Source organism: Pedobacter mendelii, assembly GCF_014635725.1.
GTDB classification, from domain to species: Bacteria; Bacteroidota; Bacteroidia; order Sphingobacteriales; family Sphingobacteriaceae; genus Pedobacter; species Pedobacter mendelii.
Genome location: NZ_BMDJ01000002.1, coordinates 542,044 through 560,421 on the forward strand (window position 1 = coordinate 542,044; position 18,378 = coordinate 560,421).

Below are 18,378 nucleotides of genomic sequence, written 5' to 3' on the forward strand. Positions count from 1 at the left end.
CCTCATTTTTATTGGGGCGTTTTTATGAAATTAAGTCAATTTAGTTATCAGTCATTAACTTATTGTATAACAGCTCGGTTCCAGAAATTGGCCAAATGTATTGAGTAGATGTTGGTGCAACAGACGGAACATTTCCCTTTCCAGGTATTGTTAGTCCTAGTCGTAGCAAATCAGGACTACGCAAACCTTCTCCTAAAAATTCGATATTTCTTTCTTTTAGAAAAGCATCAAATAGTGCTTGAGGAGATGCAAAACTTGCTGCAGTAAATACAGTAGTTGCATCAGATCTTGTTCTAACTGCGTTAAGTAATGCTACACTTTGTGCATCAAGTGAGTTTGTGCTTCTGGCACGGGCCTCACCTAAATTTAATAGTACTTCAGCATACCTGATTACAGGAACATAATCGGCATATCCCGCAGCCGCTAGCGTTGGAAATTTAGATAAATAAGGTAAGTTTCCTGAAATGGTAATAAAAGATCGCCTTTTATCAACTGCTTTAATCGTTGCGTCGCCAATTATTCCATCAGGGTTTAAAGAGTATAATTTTACACCGAAATAGTACGAGCCCAATGCACTTTGACCTCCTGCTGCTTCCGTACCAGTAACAAATGGCATAGAAAGAATAGATTCGCTTGTAGTGTAAGGTGTTTTGAAAACATTTGTAACGTCGCTTTGCAGCGCCAACGGAACACCTGTACTAGCAACAAATGGTGCAGATGCACTAACTATCTTATTTGCCTCTGTTATAACATCTGCATATCGTTGCATAGTTAAATAAACCCGCGTTTTAAAAGCAATAGCCGTATTGCGATGACCACGTGTTGTATTGGTTACTGCTACGGTTCCATAATTTAGTGGAAGATCAACTTCTGCTTCGTTCAGGTCTTTTAAAATTTGTGTATAAATAACACTAGTAGAACTTCTGGCTAAATCGTAATTTCCAGCAACAGAATTCCCGGTTAAACGTAAAGGCAAACCTGGTTTCGAACCTTGTCCATCATAATAAGGCCTGGCATAAAGTTGTAGCAAACTATAATAACTAATCGCTCTTACAAGCTTGGCTTCTGCTATATAATTCTTTGCTATTGCATCTCCAATTACAGAAGTTCCTTTAGCAGCCATACCCTCAATAAATAGGTTACATCGATTAATGGTGCTGTAAGCAGAAGCCCAAAAATCTGTTACTTCTTGCGCACCATTACCTAAGGTATAATTATAGGTTTGGTAAGCCGTTACAGAGTTACTGCTTTGAGCCAGGAAGTTATCTGCTCTTAAATCATTGTAAACAAGATACCTGCTGCCATAAAAATCTCCAGCCCTTAATCCTGCATATAAACCTAAAACTTGCCCCTGAATTCTTCCAACAGTAGAAAACTGAGCGTAATCTAAAGTTGCAACCGCAGTTTGCGATTCAGGCGTTAGTAATTCTTTCTTACAACTGGTTAATAAACCTATTGTGATGCAAGTAAAATATAATATTTTCTTTTTCATAATTCTTTCTTGTTCGTTAAAACTTAACAGATAAACCTGCGGTAAAAGCCCTTCCATTGCCTACAGAATTTCTTTCAACACCTTGTGAAGCGTTTCCTCCGATTGAGTTACCATTAGACGAAACTTCAGGATCAGAACCAGGATATTTGGTAAGGATGATTAAATTGTTACCGCTAACATATAATCTGGCACTGGATAGTTTTAATCTTGATACAATATTTTTAGGAAATGTATAACCGAAAGTTGCACTTCTCAATTTCAAAAAGTCGCCTTTGAAAACATTTACATCAATTGGAAAAGATGATCCGTTTGATACGTTATCTCCATTTACAATTTTTGGAATATCTGTTTCTTGTCCAGGAGTAGTCCACCTTCTCAACATATCAGTAGAATTATTCCAGAAACGCTGATCTCTTAATCCAGAATTAGTTCCATAATAAATGTAAAAACCGAGTTGGTAAGTAAAAGTTAAGCCTAAGTCAAACTGTTTATATCTAAATGTATTATCAAAACCTCCAGAAAATTTTGGTTGCGTATTTCTATAAGGAATACCATCATTATTTAGAGATATTCCGTTTTTTGCCTCAGTACCGTCCTCGTAAGAATATCTGAATTGACCAGCCGGTGCAACTTGTTGATAAAGCACTTTTTTTCCGGTAGATTTTTCAATAAAAATACGTCTTCCAGTTGCAGGGTCTACACCAGCAGTTTGTACGGCATATATCATACCAAGAGGACCACCAACTTTAGAAATACTTGCAGATTCTAAACTCGAAGTTGCCTGAATAAACTGTGTTAAACCATCTGATAGTGAAAGAACTTCATTTTTATTATACGAAATATTAAATGATGGAGACCAGCTAAAATCTTGTGTACGAACAGCATCTGCAGTGATAGCAAACTCAAAACCTTTATTGTACATGGAAGCAATGTTAAGCTGAGGGGTACTAGGTAAACCCGCAGAAGGAACCTGTGGCACGTTATAAATTAAACCATCAAGCTTGTTTTTATAATAAGCAGCTTCCACAGTAATTCTATCATTAAGAATACCAAAATTGAAACCTAAATCTAGCTTCTTGCTTTCCTCCCATCCAATTTGATCGTTTCCCGTTTGACTCGGAACCAATGTAGATGCTCCGTTATATAAGCCGGTTGAGTAGAATGAATATGAGGCTAAGTTTCCTAAACCATTTGTATTACCAACTGTACCGTATGAACCTCGGATTTTGAAACTTGTGAAGGTTTTATCTAAGCCTAATTTCGACCAGAATTTTTCTTGTGCAATTTCCCAGCCTAAAGCAACACCATAAAAAACACCTTTCTTATTATCAGCTCCAAATGCAGAATATTCATCCTGACGAATGTTTGCATTTACATAATATTTTTTATTATAATTATAAGTTAAGCCACTAAAAAATGAAACCAAATAATTTTCACCCATATTGGCAACATTTACTGCAGGGGTGGCATATCCTGCAGCAAACACATTAAAAGCAGGATCGGACAAGGTAGTTCTACTGGCTCCAAAACCTAAAGATGTACTTCTTTGTTGCTCGTTACCCAATAGTAAAGAAAAATTATGTTTTTCGCCAAAAGTTTTATCCGCCTGAATGGTATTTGTTAAAACCCATCTTTTATTTTTATTTAAACTTTCAGCCGCAGAACCACCAGCGGCTGCAGAACCACCATTTATAGGATTGGCAAAGGAATCATTGTCAGAGAAAATATAATCAATACCATAAACTGATTTCGCAAATAACCAGGGTGTTATATTCGCTTGTAAATAAATGTTAGACTGGATATGATTGATCTCATTATTTGAGCGATCTAAATTCAATACTGCAGCAGGATTATAAAAACCTACATCAGAACCTACATTTGCACCCCTTCCAATCGTAGTTGCATTAAATACACTATAAGACCCATCATTATTATAAGGAGAAACATTTGGTGCCGTAACAATCGCTAAACGACCTAAACCACCTGTACCAAATGCTTCACCTGCAAGAGATCCTGTAGAAGTTGCAGATAAATTTTCCTCATTAGAGTAAGATATTTTACCGCCTACAACAAATATTTTTCCTTCTCTATGATCTACTTTGAATAAGGCGGCTTTTCTGTTGTAATTATTATTGGTTACAATACCTTGCTGGTTTGTGTAACTTCCAGATAAATAATAATTTGTAGATTCACTTCCACCAGAAATACTTAAAGAGTTATTGTGTGAAAAGCCAGTCCTATAAATATAATCATACCAATTTGTATTAATTACATTTCCAGCGGCATCATTTGATAATGCAAAATACCTTCGGCTAGCTAAATTTGGGTTTGTAATATCATAAGTACCTGCATTTCTCAAACCTTCATTTTTTAAATCAGTATATTGATAAGCATCCAAAAGTATTGGTAAGCGCCTGGCTTCTGTTGAACTTACCCATGCATCATAGGATACAACTGCTTTACCTGGCTTACCTTTTTTGGTAGTAATTACAATAACACCATTGGCGCCTCTACTTCCATAAATTGCAGATGCAGCAGCATCTTTTAAAACCTCTAACCGTTCAATATCATTAGGATTGATGCTGGACAACGCATTACCAGGTGCACTTGAACCACTTACATCTCCCGTATAGGTAGCAACCCCATCAACAATAATTAAAGGATATGAACTCAATGAGATAGAGTTTGTACCACGAATACGAATTACCGGAGGATTATTTAATACACCATTTGGAATTGTTATCTGAACACCGGCGGCCTTTCCACCCAGCGCCTGGTCAAAACTTTGAATAGCCTTGTTTTCAAATTCTTTACCTGAAATAGTAGATATTGAACCTATGTTATCAGCTTTTTTAAAGGTAGAGTAACCCGTAACAATGACATCTGTTAGCGAATTACTTTCTTCTTCTAATGCTGCATTCACAATAGAAGAATTAATTGAAACTGTTTTTGCGGTAAAGCCAATGAAACGAAAAATAAGGGATTTAGCTTCATTAGGAACAGATATCGAATAAATACCATCGGGCCCGGTTTGAGCCACAATTCTCGCCCCTGGAACAACAACAGAAACTCCAGGAATTGGAAGCCCATCTTTTATTGAGGTTACCTTTCCTGTAATCTTCTTCTGTTGCGCTTGTACTGAGAAGCTCAGCACAGCCAGAAGGAACAAAACGAGTAGTTTTTCTTTCATACTTTTTAGTTTTAGGATTATGATTAATTATAAATGAGGAAATTGTGTTCTATAAAAGATCAATCCTAAAAAAAATCAACAATAAGCTCTAAAAAAAAAGCCTAACTACGAGAAAAATTCACCCAGGGTCTGATTTTTTTAAAAATTTTAAAGATATCAAGCAGAATAAATTGATAAAACTTAAATTATCAACATAAAATCGCCAAAAAAAATTTAAAATAGTTTGTTTTAGTTTTGATTATCTAAAAAAACAAAAAATAAAACCAAAAAAAGAATATAAAATATAAATTATATATAATTTTTACATTAAAAACAACCTATTATATTAGTTATTAAATAAAAATATAATTTATTATACCAAAAAATCATAAAAAACATTATAAATTCTAGATAATTTAGAATAAACTTAAATTTAAACATGAAAAAACTAGACAATTACTCATAAATTTAATTTTTAACATAAAAAATAAATAAAAAACTTAGGTTATTGATATTAATAAGATTATTAAATAAAATTAATTTCGTAACGCTACTTATACAGAATCTCATAAAATATTTAATTTTATTTTTTTTTAAAAGAACTTTCACTATTGTTTTATTACTTTTAAATATTAAAAAAGCATACAATGACAGCAGGAAAAAAAATAACCTCAATTATTATAGTAATTGCAATATTAATCATTGCAGGTCTGGCTTATTACAGGTACTTTTTCGTTTTTGGCGAAGGCGTTAAAGCAGGCGAATTAAATTATGTTGTAAAAAAAGGCTATATGTTTAAAACCTATGAAGGAAAGCTAATTCAAAGTGGTATAAAATCTCGCCAAACAGGAACACTTCAAAATAATGAGTTCGAATTTTCTATCGGAAGCAAAGAAATTGCTGAGAAAATGATGGCAAACAGTGGTAAGTTTTACGAATTACACTACAAAGAATACAAAAATACACTTCCGTGGAGAGGATTTTCTGTATATGTTGTAGATAGTGTTATTTCTACAAAAGATTTACCTCAGTAAAGTTGTTCGTTAAGAAAAACAATTACATACTCAATAAGCTTTGTAAAAATTAACAAAAAAATCCGGAGGTATTTAAACCTTCCGGATTACTCATAATATATTTGGTTTTTAATAAGGTAGAAGGCGGAAGGTTTAAGGTAGAAAGTTAATGCATAAAGCCCTAAACCTTTTACCTTAAAATACTCTACCTTGATAATATTTCTCTTGCAATTACAATCTTTTGTATTTCAGAAGTACCCTCTCCTATTGTACATAATTTACTATCGCGATAAAATTTTTCTACAGGAAAATCTTTTGTATAACCATAACCTCCAAAAATTTGAACGGCTTCGGTTGATACCCGTACAGCAACTTCCGATGAAAAGTACTTAGCCATTGCCGACTCTTTAGTCATGGGCAAATGCCTGTTTTTCAAATCTGCTGCCTGGCGTATCAACAATTCTGCTGCTTCAATATCAGTAGCCATATCTGCAAGCTTAAAACTAATGGCCTGAAAGCTAGAGATTGGTTGCCCGAACTGCTGACGTTGTTTTGAATACGATACCGCAGCATCAAAAGCACCCTTAGCAATACCTAAACCTAATGCAGCAATCGAAATTCTTCCACCATCTAAAACTTTCATAGCCTGCTTAAAACCTTCGCCAACATTTCCAAGCAAATTTGCCTTTGGTACACGGCAATTATCAAAAATCATTTCAGTGGTTTCTGATGCTCGCATACCTAACTTATTTTCTTTTTTTCCGGCAGAAAAACCTGGCGTGCCACGCTCTACTACGATAGCAGATATTCCTTTTGAGCTTCCCTGCTCGCCAGTACGCACCATAACAACAGCAACATCGCCACTTTTCCCATGTGTTATCCAGTTTTTTGCACCGTTAATTATATAATCATCACCATCTTCAACGGCAGTTGTCATCATTCTTAAAGCATCAGAACCTGTATTTGCTTCGGTTAATCCCCAGGCACCTATCCATTCTGCGGTTGCTAATTTCGGTAACCATTTTCGCTTTTGTTCTTCATTACCAAAAGCTAAAATGTGCCCGGTACATAAAGAATTGTGAGCTGCTAAGGATAGTCCGATTGAACCACAAACTCTTGAAACTTCAACAATAACATCAACATATTCCTGGTAGCCCAAACCTGAGCCACCATATTCTTCTGGTACTAAAACACCCATTAGCCCAAGTTCTCCCAATTGTTTAAACAATTCTATTGGGAAAGTTTGTGCTTCATCCCATTCCATTATATTCGGACGAATGTGTTTTTCGGCAAAATCCTTTACCATCGCCTTAACATTTACCTGGGTTTCAGTCTCTGAAAAATTATAACTCACGCTCATTAATTATTTATTTTTTATGGTTAGAAGTGGCAATGATAAACATTTATTTCATAGTTATTTACCAATAAATGTTTGTCAAATTGCAGAACGAAATGGTATTTGGTTCAATTCTTTTGAATCTTAATTTTAAACATTGATAAACTTCAAAAAAAGAATATTAATTTTATTTTAAGTAAATATCTGATTAAACCTTAATGGAGTGAGTTTGAGCGCCAAATGAAGATTTAATGCAAATTCAATAATTGCATTCTTGATTGAATATTATTTCTTAAAAAGATAGATATGGAAGTATTTTATCTACAACTTGTGGTGTAAGAATCGCAACTTTCTTTAAATCATTTGAGCTATTATAACTACCATGCTGTTTTCTATACTGAATAATGGCATTAATTTGCTTGTACGACAAATAAGGTAAGGTTTTTAAAGTATTGAAATCGGCAGCATTGATATTTATTATTCTTAAAGCCCCAGCATTAACCGAAACCTGATCTTTTATCTCATTATACCTTACGGAATCCAAACCATAAACTTCCATAAGCTGTTCCTTTTTATAAAAGCCGCCTAAACGTTCACGGTATTTTATAATTCTTGATGCAAAAGCAGGCCCTATACCTTTTATTTGATCCAACCCTGCAGAGTCTGCCCGATTAATTTCTACAACAACTAATGCCTTTTTAACATATTCTTTTTTCTCGTATTCAAAAACCTTTTTAGAAAAGTTTAAATTTTCACTTTCTATCTCAACATAAGGCAAAAGCTTTTTATACATTTCTGGTGAAATAGTATACATCCGTTGCAAGTCTTCTCCTTTATAAAACTTACCTCCTTTATTTCGGTAATTTATAATGGATTGAGATTGTTTTAGAGATAAACCAAGCGTTTGCCAATCTTCTACATCAATCGTATTAGGATCAAATTTAAATAATTTTGCTACAGGTTTACTGTTAGAACGCTCTATTATATCACGAGTGATATGATAATTATCCTGATCTTGATCTGTAATTTTTATCTTTCCAATTGAAGCCAATAAGTTTGGGTTATCTTTTTCTACAGGCTTGTAATAGTTGTATATTATGGGAGAAGATTTTAATATTGCAATAATGACGATTAAAAGTACTAGTCCATTGAATTCGCCTTTACTGAAACCAAAGTATTTGTTGAGCCAAATTCTCATTATATGATATTACATGTGTATTATAAATATAAATCTTATTTTTGGAATTGCAAAACACTTGCTGTTTGGCGTTTCAACAAGCTAATTATTTTTTATGAAGATTATTACTACCTCAGAATTTGCAAAGGCGACGAAGATAGATAAATTGGGTGTTCCAGGATTAGCAGGTTTGATGATGGAAATCATGAAACTGAATGACATTAACGATGTTTTCTCCCAAAATCAGCACTTTAAAGGTTTAGAGTTTGTAGATAAGATTTTAGAAACCATTGGTGTAACCATAGATTTTGATGAAGATGAACTAAACAGCATACCCAAAACCGGACCATTTATTGCGATAGCAAACCATCCTTACGGTGGTGTAGAAGGCCTGGCTTTAGTTAAACTTTTATGTACAGTTCGCCCCGATGCAAAGGTTATGGTAAACTTTATCTTAAAAAAAATTCCCAATCTTGATGAATTTTTTGTCGCTGTAAATCCATTCGAAAACGTTCAGCATTCATCAAGCATTAGCGGCTTGAAAACAACTTTCGATTTACTTAGAAGTGGCATACCAATTGGAATTTTCCCTGCTGGCGAAGTTTCTACATTTAAATTAGATGCACAGCAAGTAACCGATAGAATGTGGCATCCGGTGGTTGGCAAATTAATTGCAAAAGCTAAAGTACCTGTTGTTCCAATTTATTTTCATGGCAATAATGGGGTTTTATTTAACATTTTAAGTTTTATCCATCCAACGCTACGTACTGCAAAGTTGCCATCAGAATTCCTGAATAAACATGGTAGAACCATTAGAGTAAGAATTGGGAAATCAATTGCACTCGATGAGATTTCGCACATGAACAGCAGCAATAAGCTAATGGACTTTTTAAGAGCCCGTACCTATGCTTTAGGTGTTGGCCTGGATACAGAAAAGAAACTTTTTAATCCGCTAAAGTTATTTAAGATTAAAAAGAAACCTGCTGAAATAATAGAAGAAACTTCCAGAATATTAATAAAAGAGGAAGTAACCACATTAGAAGATTTTAAAGTTTGGACTGAAAAAAATTATGAAGTTTACATTGTTCCAACCTTAAAAATACCTAATATTTTAAGAGAAATTGGTCGCTTGCGAGAAATTACTTTTCGTGAGGTTGGCGAAGGAACCAACAAAAAAATCGATTTAGATAACTATGATATCTACTACAACCATCTTTTTATATGGGATAAAGATTTAGAAAATATTGTTGGTGCGTATAGAATTGGTAAAGGAGATGAGATTTTAGAAAGCATGGGCCGCCGTGGTTTTTACTTGTCAGAATTGTTTAAAATAAAAGATCAGTTTTACCCAATGTTAAGGCAAGGCATTGAACTTGGGCGTTCTTGGATTAGAAAAGAATATCAAGGTAAACCCCTTCCCCTATTTTTACTTTGGAAAGGAATTTTAAAATACTTGATTGATAACCCTCAATATCGGTACATGTTTGGGCCGGTAAGCATTAGCAATAATTTTTCAAAATTTAGCAAAGCCTTAATTGTAGATTATATTACCAAAAACCACTTCGATTATGAAATGGCCAAATATGTTAGGCCGAGAAATAAATTCAAAGCAGATTTGTTGCCCATTTCTACAGATACTTTGGTAGATAGTAGCGACTCCTTTAAAGATTTAGATAGCATTATTGGCGATATTGAAAATTCGCACATTAAAGTGCCTGTTTTATTAAGGCAGTATATGAATTTGAATGCAAAGATTATCTCTTTTAACATAGACCCCAAATTTTCTGATTGCCTTGATGGCTTTTTACTAGTAGATACGCATAATATACCACCAGAAATGCTGGAAAAATTAGGTAAAAACCTTTAATAGAAAAACCCGAATATCCATTCGGGTTTTTTCGTATCAACTAACCTAACTTTATAAATACTAACCAAATATTTATGATGCAAATATGAGGTTAGCGCATTATCTCAACATTAATAAAATGTTATAAAATCTATTTAATTTTTTAATAATAACTATTTATGAAAGTGCCTACAATATCTGATTTAAATTATTAAATCTCATTTTGCAATTCTTAAGTAGATTTTAATTTAATATCAAAATGAATAAAGGCACTTTGAAACAGATAAATTATGTTTTCTATTTCTTATCTACTACCTTATTAATTTTTTTATATTGTAAGCTTCCTGCCCATTTAGTGTATTCTGCACATCAAATGTTACTAAATCAAAGGTAAAAATTACACCTTTAACGTTCGATTCCCTAAAATGAAACTCTTTTAAGTCAGACAGAATAAAACCGAAACCTTTCAACTTATTAAACAACAACACAATTCCTTCAGCCATTCAGGTAATTTACTCATTTATACCTTAATTGCAACTGTTTATTATACGCTTATAAATATTTAATTTTAAGTTATTTAGGCTAATAAGGCATACTTTCATTACGATAATATTTTGCAGTTAACATTATTCTTTTATCTTTAGGTACTCCGTATGAGCGTTGTGTGGCTTTTATAAAAAACAACAAAGCCCCCCTTCTTGTATTTAGTTGATTAAAACATTACAACCTGAAAATATCCTCAAGTTTAAAAATTCTCTATGACACTTATATCCAAGGCAGATTTTTCCAAAGCAACCGGACTTTGCAATGTTCCGATACCAGGGCTTACATCTTTTTTAATGAAAGTAATGAAAATCGACAACTTTAACTCGATAATTAGAGATGCCGATAACCTTGAGGGTGCCCCATTTGCCAACTATTTGATAGATACATTAGGAATTAAAATAGAGATTGATGAAAATGAAATAAAAAATATACCGGCTAACGGTGCATTCATAGCCATTGCAAACCATCCTTATGGTGCTATAGAATCATTGGCCTTATTAAGTACACTCGCTAAACATCGCCCCGATACCATGTTTATGGGTAATTTTTTATTAAAGAAAATACCCAATCTCGAAAAATGTATTATCGCCGTTAATCCTTTTGAAAAAGTTCAGGATTCATCCAGCATCAGCGGATTAAAAATAACTTTAAAAACCTTGAAAGATGGAGTACCAGTTGCAATTTTTCCTGCCGGAGAGGTTTCTTCCTTTAAAATAAAAACCCGCAAAATTACAGATAGAGAGTGGCATCCGGTTGTTGGTAAAATAATTTCTAAAGCCAACGTGCCAATCCTACCGGTTTATTTCCATGGTAATAATGGATTATTTTTTAGCTTGTTAAAACTTATACATCCTTCCTTGCAAACCGCAAAATTGATTTCAGAACTGTTTAATAAAAACGGTCATGTGCTTAAAATTAAAATTGGCAAACCAATTATCCCGAGTCAAATCCCTTTAAAAGAATGCAATATTTCGCTCCTAAAATTCTTGAGAATAAGCCTATATGCACTTGGAGATAAAAAAAGACCAAATTAAATTTTACTGTTACCTCTGCATTAACTAATCATAGCATCTTTACATAAAGAAATTGTTGATTTATTATTAATTATAAGTAAATTTAATATTACCAAATATATTAAATTGAAAATAGCAGCTAATAAATATTCTTCAATCGCAACTTTATGCTTTTGCCTGATGTTTGCATTTACAGAAATGAAAGCTCAGAATCATTCATTTGAATTTTATAACGGCACTTTCAATTTCATTGCAGATTCTTCAATTATTACAAATGCATCTCAAGATATTTCTACGGAAAGCATAAAAAAATTTTACAAAGATGTTAACAATGGAAATTATAAACCCTTAATTTCAGCTTTAACAACATATAAAGAAAAATATAAACTAAACGACTGGATTTACTATCAGCTTATTCGTAAAACTGCCGAACAAATAAGCCCTAAAGCAGAAAATTATACCCGCTATACTTTATATAAATGGTTTTTAATAAACAAATGTGGTTACGATGCCAGGTTAGCCATTGGCAACGGACAAATTATTTTTTACGTAAGAAATGACGAAGATATTAGTGATATTCCCTTTTTCATTATTGACGGCAAGAAATATATGTGTTTAAACTACCATGATTATGGAAAATTATTTAAGCAGGCTAATACTTACAAACCCGTTAATATTTCAATTCCAGAAGCTATAAATGCTTTTTCGTATAAAGTTACTAGAATGCCGGACTTTAAGCCAGACAGTTATATTGATAAAGATGTAGATTTCAGCTACAAGCAAAAAACGTATCACTTTAAATTAAAAGTTAACAATAATGTTGAGTCAATTTTCGCCAACTATCCAGGCGTAGATTTCGAATCATATTTTAATATCCCGTTAAGTAGAGAAACTTATAGTTCGCTAATACCCATGCTTAGAAACAATTTGCATGGAATGAATCAAAAAAAAGGCGTTGATTATTTAATGAGATTTACCAGGTATGCATTTCTATATGAAAGTGACCAGGATAATTTTGGGAAAGAAAAGCGTTTATCACCAGAAGAAACGCTCTTAAATAAATACAGCGATTGCGATGATAGGGCAGCACTGTTTTTTTATCTGGTAAAAGAAATTTACAACCTGCCAATGGTTGCACTTTTATACCCCACACATTTAACTATGGCTGTAGGTTTTGACAAACCATTTAAAGGAGATTTTTTAATTTACAATGGCAAGAAATATGCTTTTTGTGAACCAACTCCTCAGCCTCAGAATTTAAAAATCGGGCAGCTTTCTGCTCAATTGAAAAATATAACCTATAAAATTGTGTATGATTACCAGCCGATAAAGTGATAAGCAGGAATTAATATACTGTTAATTTATTGTTAACTAAATGTTATTAAATCAATAACACCATTGAAGTAGCTGTATTTAAGCTATTTTTATTCTCTGTTAAAATCGGATAAATAAATCACTACTTATGCAGCCAACAATTTACAACGTTTTGAAAGAGTATTTTACAGAGATACATTCAAACCCGGTTAAAGCACGAATTATGTCTCCAATTAACAAACAAGATATTTTTGTGTTCCAAACGAGTTTATATTACAAAAACCACAATAGTGCTGATGCACACGAGCCATCAGCATCTTTTACTTCTTTTGCAACTGCAGAAAGGCACCTTTTACAATACCTCGATGAGTTTCAAAGTGCATTGGATATGGGCGGAAGTATAGCTAAAGGTTCTATAATTTAAGAAAATATTTAAAATTTATCTTCTTTATGCTTTTCAGGGTTCAACTCTTCCTGAATAACATCCTCTTCAAATTCTTTTTCATCTTTTTTATTCCTTCTCAGAAAAAGAAAAAGCAATACAAATAAAACAACAACTACACCTGCAATTATAAAATAATCGATATCCATACACTTGTTCTTTTAACTAATTAAAGGTAACGCTAAATAATTTGGTTGTTAACATTCGCAATATTGTTAACATAATAATAATATTAATTTAACTTACCGATATTTTATCTTTGGAAAAATCCACAAGTAGTAAAATGAAGAAGAATAAATCTAAGTCGAAAAAACACTCGACAAGCAAAAAAATACGTAAAGAGTTAGAATTAAAATTAGCTGACTCATTTAACGAAATTGTGAAAAGCGTTGGTAAATCAAAAAAAGCAGATAAAGTAATCGAACGGTTTGCAAAACAGCTTTCAAAAAAGATAACCATTTCTGATAAAAGTGATTCGATTACACCTTTTATTAAAGAAGAGGTAGTTCCAACTAAAAAGGAAGTTATTAAGAAAGCAAAAGCCCCTGTTAAAGAGTTGGTTGAATAAAAAACTGTATATATGCAAAAAGCCGGAGCGAAATGCCCGGCTTTTTGCATATATAATAAAATTATTATTCTGTTTATTTAACTGCTCCTGGAGTTGTATATACTAAAGTTTGGGCATCAACTTCTGCCCAACCCGAAGCCCAGTTATCTGTACCGAAAGCACCTTTATAAGCAACTTGCGTAAAGAAAGAACCTGAAACTTTTGCATTTGTAAATGCTGCACCAGTAGCAGCTGCCGAGTTAGCGGCAACTAAGAAACTTGCAGTACCCAATGTTGCACCTGAACCAAAATCACTGAAGTATAAATATGGATTAACCAAAAGTGCCGAAGCGAAGGATGTTTGTGCAAATGTATTATCTAAACGTAATTTTGCTTCGATTGCAGCAGCCGCGGCTGCATTGCTTACAATCACTTCTGTAGTTTTTGTGCCATAAATTAAGTTATTTGCAATTACCATATTTCCGCTTGTGAAGTTAGCGGATGTAGAATTTGCAGTTACAACTTTAGTATCATCAATATATAATCCGATTGGGAAACCAGAAATAACTGAATTTAAAATACTGATTGAAGAGTTACGACGAATTTGAGCGCCATGGTAGTAATTAGCATTAAAAGAACCACCAGTAGCTTTAATCGGACCTAAAACAGTTACATTAGAGAAAATAGCAGATGTTTTAGGAGTTTGATCCGTACCTGTTGCGTTATTATCGGATTCAAAACCGTTAGATTGAGACTGATCGGCAACCGTTGACACGCGTTGTGCTAAAGCGAACTGAACATTACCAGAATAACCGAAATCGGTATCGAAATCATCATCCCAAGTGCCAATTGCCAATAAGTGTTTTGCATTTACAGTTCCGCCGAACCATTCGAACGCATCATCACCAGAGCGATAAATTTGAATATAATCAAGCGTTGTGCCATTACCAACACCACCCATTGTTAATCCATTAATCTCATTATCAACAGAATAAGCTATACCTGCAAATTCAATACGCACATATTTCATAGTACCTGAATTATCTGCAGCATCTGCACCACCGTAATAGATGTACGCTTTCTCGTCTTTTCCTGTAGGCTGAACTAAACCACCTTCAATCTTAACATCTGTACCTTGATTAACAGGTGCTTTACCGAGAAGGATAACACCACCCCAATCGCCTTGAGTACGAGCACCAGCTGCTAAAGCCGAAGTAAATACGATAGGTTTATCAACTGTACCTGTTGCATTAATTTTCGAACCACGAGTTACAATTAATGTTCCCTTTGTAGCTTTATCTCCTTTAATAATTGTTCCTGGCTCGATAGTTAAAGTTGCGCCATTACTAACAAATACAAATCCTTTTAATAAATATATTTTACTTGCAGACCAAGTGGTACTTGCAGAAATTTCGCCAGTAACCTCAACAACATTTGCAGTTGAACCACCGGGAGTTTCTGTTGAAGGTCCTTCAACAATAATGTTCTTCTTACAAGAAGTTGAAAATAAAACTACTGATAAGGCAAGTAGTATGAATTGGTTTTTCATTTTTTTTTGTTTTAATATTTTTTTTACAAATAGAGACTTTTAATTTTTCCTTAGGATTAATATCTTGTTACTAAATTGTTAATGACTAGAAAGTATAATTGAAAGATAGCGATATGTTTGTTCCTGGCTTGTAAGACGAAAAGGTTTCATCTCCACCGTTACCTACGCTACCATTATATTTTTTATCGCCATTATAATCGAAATAAATTAAACTTCTTTGATTCAATATATCACCAGCATTTAACTTAATTTCACCTTTAGTTTTAAGAACTTTATAGCTTACCTGCAAATCAAGAACATCTCTTGGGTTTTCCCATGTACTTGGGAAATTGATACCACTTGCCTGTACAATTCTTCTTCCGATTTTATTATAAAGAATATTAAAATTAAGCTTGTTATCTAAAGCACTATGCTGTAAACCGGCATTGATTACATAAGGAGATTGACCAACCATTGGGCGGGTTTTATCTATATAATTCTGATCTGTAGGATTTGTAACCTTAGATTTTATTAATGATAGGTTAAAGTATGCAGTAGTATTTTTAAAGAAATTACTACCACTAACAAAATTTAAATTCTTCCTGGCCTCTAGCTCCAAGCCGTATGTGTAAGCTTTTGGTGTATTAAAAAAAGAAACATCTGGTGTTGATAAAACATCGTAACGATAAGATTCAATGGCATTTGTAAAATGCTTGTAAAATGCTGATATCGAAAATAACTGACCAGCTTCCGGATAAATTTCATATCTGATATCGGCATTATCAATAAGTGATCTTTTCAAATTCGGATTCCCAGTAATGTTACCCAATAATTCATAATCGTAATAGGATGAAAGTGATAGCTCTCTAAATTCCGGTCTTGCAAGTGTACGATAGTAAGATGCTCGTAAATTTGCTTTATCCGTTAGGCTATAAGTTAAATTTAAAGAGGGTAAAATATCAACTTGAGAATCATCAACATAAGTTTTACTTATACTCATAACCTTTACATTATAACTTTCTACCCTTACTCCGTATACGGCTCTGAGTTTTTCACCAAACTTTTGATCAAGCATTAAATACCCATAATTTGTAAACGAATTTGCAGCATAACTATCCAATTCACCACCAACTTCAGCTAATCTATAAACACCTGACTCGAACAATGACTGAGAGAATATCTGATCAACTGGCAGGCTTCTAATTTGCGTCTGCAAATCCGGATTATTTGTAATTAACTCTGCACCAATAAAACGAGCTGTGAACTTACGATCGCGGTACTGAGAACCTAAACCAACCTTAAACGTTGTAGATGCATCGAATAATTTAAATGGTGTGCTATAATTAACATCGCCAGCGTAAATATCTTCGTTCAAATCTGAAAATAATCTGGTATTATCTTTACCTAAAGACGTAATATTTGCCTGATACAAAACACTAGGATCGTTTTGGGCAGCTAATGGTTTTGTGTAATTAATTTTTAATTGATTCGGTTGGTTATTCCCAATGTTACTGTATGAAGCAGTCCATTTCAATTTATTGTTTCCTTCACCAATCTGATGATCACCTTCTAAAGTTGTTTTGAAAAGTGATTTTTGCATAATATCATATGCATAAAACTGATTTAAAGAGTTTCCGTCTTTTATACCTGTTCTTACGGCATAAGTATCATCATAATTTCTGTTATAGATATTTTTAAAGCTAATCTTATTCTTTCCAAAAGTATATGCAAAGTTTGCTAAACCACCTAAGTTAGTCGAGAATTTATATTGATTATCTGTATAGTTGTAAACGTAAAAATTACGTTCAACATCTTGATTTATTGTTTGCGAGTTTCTGTAAGTTCCGGAAATTAAAGCACCAAAAGTATTTCCATTCTCAAAATGCTTAACTCTACCTAAGCTAAGCTGGTAATTTTGCGTAGGTAATGCGCTTCTATTTCTTACTGATAAATCATTTGGCAATGATTTTAGAGCCGCAACATTTTTTGAATTTGATAGCGTTCCTTGAGCAACCTGTTCGCTAGTTGGAAAGTTTTCAGCCAGTTGTTTAGAACCATCTTCAAAACCTAAATAGTTTACTGCATTTTTCTTTGTTGCTAAAAAATCTTTAAAGGTAGATTGGCTGTTATAGCCATAACCTATGCCAAATGAAAGAAAGTTTTGCTCCGGAATATCTTTAGTAACAATCTGAACAGCACCACCGGCAAAATCTGCAGGTAAATCTGGAGTTGCTGTTTTACTAATTGTGATTTTATCAACTAAATTAGAAGGAACAATATCGAAAGAGAAAGCCTTTTTATTTGCCTCAGTACTTGGCAAAGTTGAATTATCAAGCGTTGCTGTATTATAACGATCACTTAAACCACGCACAATTACAAATTTATTATCCTGAATAGTCGCTCCACTTACTCTTTTTAGAACGTCTGAAGTATTTCTATCAGGAGACTTTTTAATCTGATCACTAGAAATACCATCCGAAATAACCGAACTGTTTTTTTGCTGTGCGTAAAGCGAGTTAACAGATTCTTGTTTAAATGTTGCTCTGATTACTACATCCTGTAATTTTTGTGAAGATGCTTCCTCTAATATTACATTCAAGCTCACCGCATTTCCGCCCGTTACATCAACATCACTTACTTCTTTGGTAGAATAACCAACGTAAGAAACCTGAATGGTATATTTTCCATTTGCTAACCCTCCAATAGAATACCTTCCATCAACGTCAGTTGAAATACCTTTATTAGTACCAGCGATTTTTACGGATACACCAATTAAAGTTTCTCCTGTTTTTTTATCAGATACAATACCTGAAATTTTACCGGTTTGCGCATAAGATGCTATGCTTAAAAATAAAACGAGCATCGTTAATGCTGCGCCCTTAAAAGTAGTGAGTAAGTTCAATTTGCCTCTATTTAATTTTAGGCAAAGCTATTACCACAATGTTAGCTGTATGT

Annotated in this window: 14 protein-coding genes; 6 read left to right on the forward strand and 8 right to left on the reverse strand. The window is 33.4% G+C overall.

Annotated features, from left to right (window positions below; all coding sequences use genetic code 11):
• Positions 1-40: 40 nt before the first annotated feature.
• Together IEV50_RS05845 and IEV50_RS05850 are read right to left on the reverse strand one after the other, a co-directional pair.
• Positions 41-1,492 carry a RagB/SusD family nutrient uptake outer membrane protein gene (locus tag IEV50_RS05845; protein WP_188412291.1) on the reverse strand — a complete coding sequence of 484 codons (1,452 nt, stop codon included), beginning with the start codon at positions 1,490-1,492 and terminating at the stop codon, positions 41-43.
• A gap of 16 nt (positions 1,493-1,508) precedes the next feature.
• On the reverse strand, positions 1,509-4,682 hold the full coding sequence (locus IEV50_RS05850) for a SusC/RagA family TonB-linked outer membrane protein (protein WP_188412292.1): 3,174 nt from the start codon (positions 4,680-4,682) through the stop codon (positions 1,509-1,511).
• Positions 4,683-5,308: 626 nt separating this feature from the next.
• Between IEV50_RS05850 and IEV50_RS05855 the strand changes: the two genes are divergently transcribed.
• Positions 5,309-5,695 carry a hypothetical protein gene (locus IEV50_RS05855; protein ID WP_188412293.1) on the forward strand — a complete coding sequence of 129 codons (387 nt, stop codon included), beginning with the start codon at positions 5,309-5,311 and terminating at the stop codon, positions 5,693-5,695.
• Positions 5,696-5,879: 184 nt separating this feature from the next.
• Here IEV50_RS05855 and IEV50_RS05860 read toward each other — a convergent pair whose 3' ends face one another.
• Together IEV50_RS05860 and IEV50_RS05865 are read right to left on the reverse strand one after the other, a co-directional pair.
• Complete coding sequence (locus IEV50_RS05860) at positions 5,880-7,034, reverse strand: acyl-CoA dehydrogenase family protein (RefSeq protein WP_188412294.1); 1,155 nt, start codon at positions 7,032-7,034, stop codon at positions 5,880-5,882.
• 268 nt (positions 7,035-7,302) lie between these two features.
• Positions 7,303-8,208: a ComEA family DNA-binding protein gene (locus IEV50_RS05865; protein ID WP_188412295.1), complete on the reverse strand. Its 906-nt coding sequence runs from the start codon at positions 8,206-8,208 to the stop codon at positions 7,303-7,305.
• Between the two features lie 94 nt (positions 8,209-8,302).
• Here IEV50_RS05865 and IEV50_RS05870 point away from each other — a divergent pair, with 94 nt between their 5' ends.
• Positions 8,303-10,054, forward strand: coding sequence for a bifunctional lysophospholipid acyltransferase family protein/GNAT family N-acetyltransferase (locus tag IEV50_RS05870; protein WP_188412296.1), 1,752 nt, complete (start codon positions 8,303-8,305; stop codon positions 10,052-10,054).
• A 290-nt stretch (positions 10,055-10,344) separates the two neighbouring features.
• Here IEV50_RS05870 and IEV50_RS05875 read toward each other — a convergent pair whose 3' ends face one another.
• Entirely contained in the window at positions 10,345-10,536 is a 192-nt protein-coding gene (locus IEV50_RS05875; RefSeq protein WP_188412297.1) for a cold-shock protein, read from the reverse strand.
• A 255-nt stretch (positions 10,537-10,791) separates the two neighbouring features.
• On the opposite strand from IEV50_RS05875, the gene IEV50_RS05880 reads away from it, so the two are divergent.
• The 3 genes from IEV50_RS05880 (at position 10,792) to IEV50_RS05890 (ending at position 13,330) form a co-directional block, all read left to right on the forward strand.
• Positions 10,792-11,613, forward strand: coding sequence for a lysophospholipid acyltransferase family protein (locus IEV50_RS05880; RefSeq protein WP_188412298.1), 822 nt, complete (start codon positions 10,792-10,794; stop codon positions 11,611-11,613).
• A 105-nt stretch (positions 11,614-11,718) separates the two neighbouring features.
• A complete protein-coding gene (locus tag IEV50_RS05885; protein ID WP_308785474.1) occupies positions 11,719-12,927 on the forward strand; it encodes a hypothetical protein in 1,209 nt (402 codons plus the stop codon).
• Between the two features lie 127 nt (positions 12,928-13,054).
• Positions 13,055-13,330: a hypothetical protein gene (locus IEV50_RS05890; RefSeq protein WP_188412299.1), complete on the forward strand. Its 276-nt coding sequence runs from the start codon at positions 13,055-13,057 to the stop codon at positions 13,328-13,330.
• 8 nt (positions 13,331-13,338) lie between these two features.
• Here the strand turns inward: IEV50_RS05890 and IEV50_RS05895 are convergent, their stop codons facing one another.
• A complete protein-coding gene (locus tag IEV50_RS05895) occupies positions 13,339-13,497 on the reverse strand; it encodes an LPXTG cell wall anchor domain-containing protein (protein WP_188412300.1) in 159 nt (52 codons plus the stop codon).
• A 134-nt stretch (positions 13,498-13,631) separates the two neighbouring features.
• Here IEV50_RS05895 and IEV50_RS05900 point away from each other — a divergent pair, with 134 nt between their 5' ends.
• A complete protein-coding gene (locus IEV50_RS05900; RefSeq protein WP_188412301.1) occupies positions 13,632-13,916 on the forward strand; it encodes a hypothetical protein in 285 nt (94 codons plus the stop codon).
• Between the two features lie 73 nt (positions 13,917-13,989).
• Here the strand turns inward: IEV50_RS05900 and IEV50_RS05905 are convergent, their stop codons facing one another.
• Entirely contained in the window at positions 13,990-15,444 is a 1,455-nt protein-coding gene (locus tag IEV50_RS05905) for a beta-helix domain-containing protein (protein ID WP_188412302.1), read from the reverse strand.
• Positions 15,445-15,529: 85 nt separating this feature from the next.
• A complete protein-coding gene (locus IEV50_RS05910; protein WP_229746640.1) occupies positions 15,530-18,325 on the reverse strand; it encodes a TonB-dependent receptor in 2,796 nt (931 codons plus the stop codon).
• Positions 18,326-18,378: the final 53 nt, after the last annotated feature.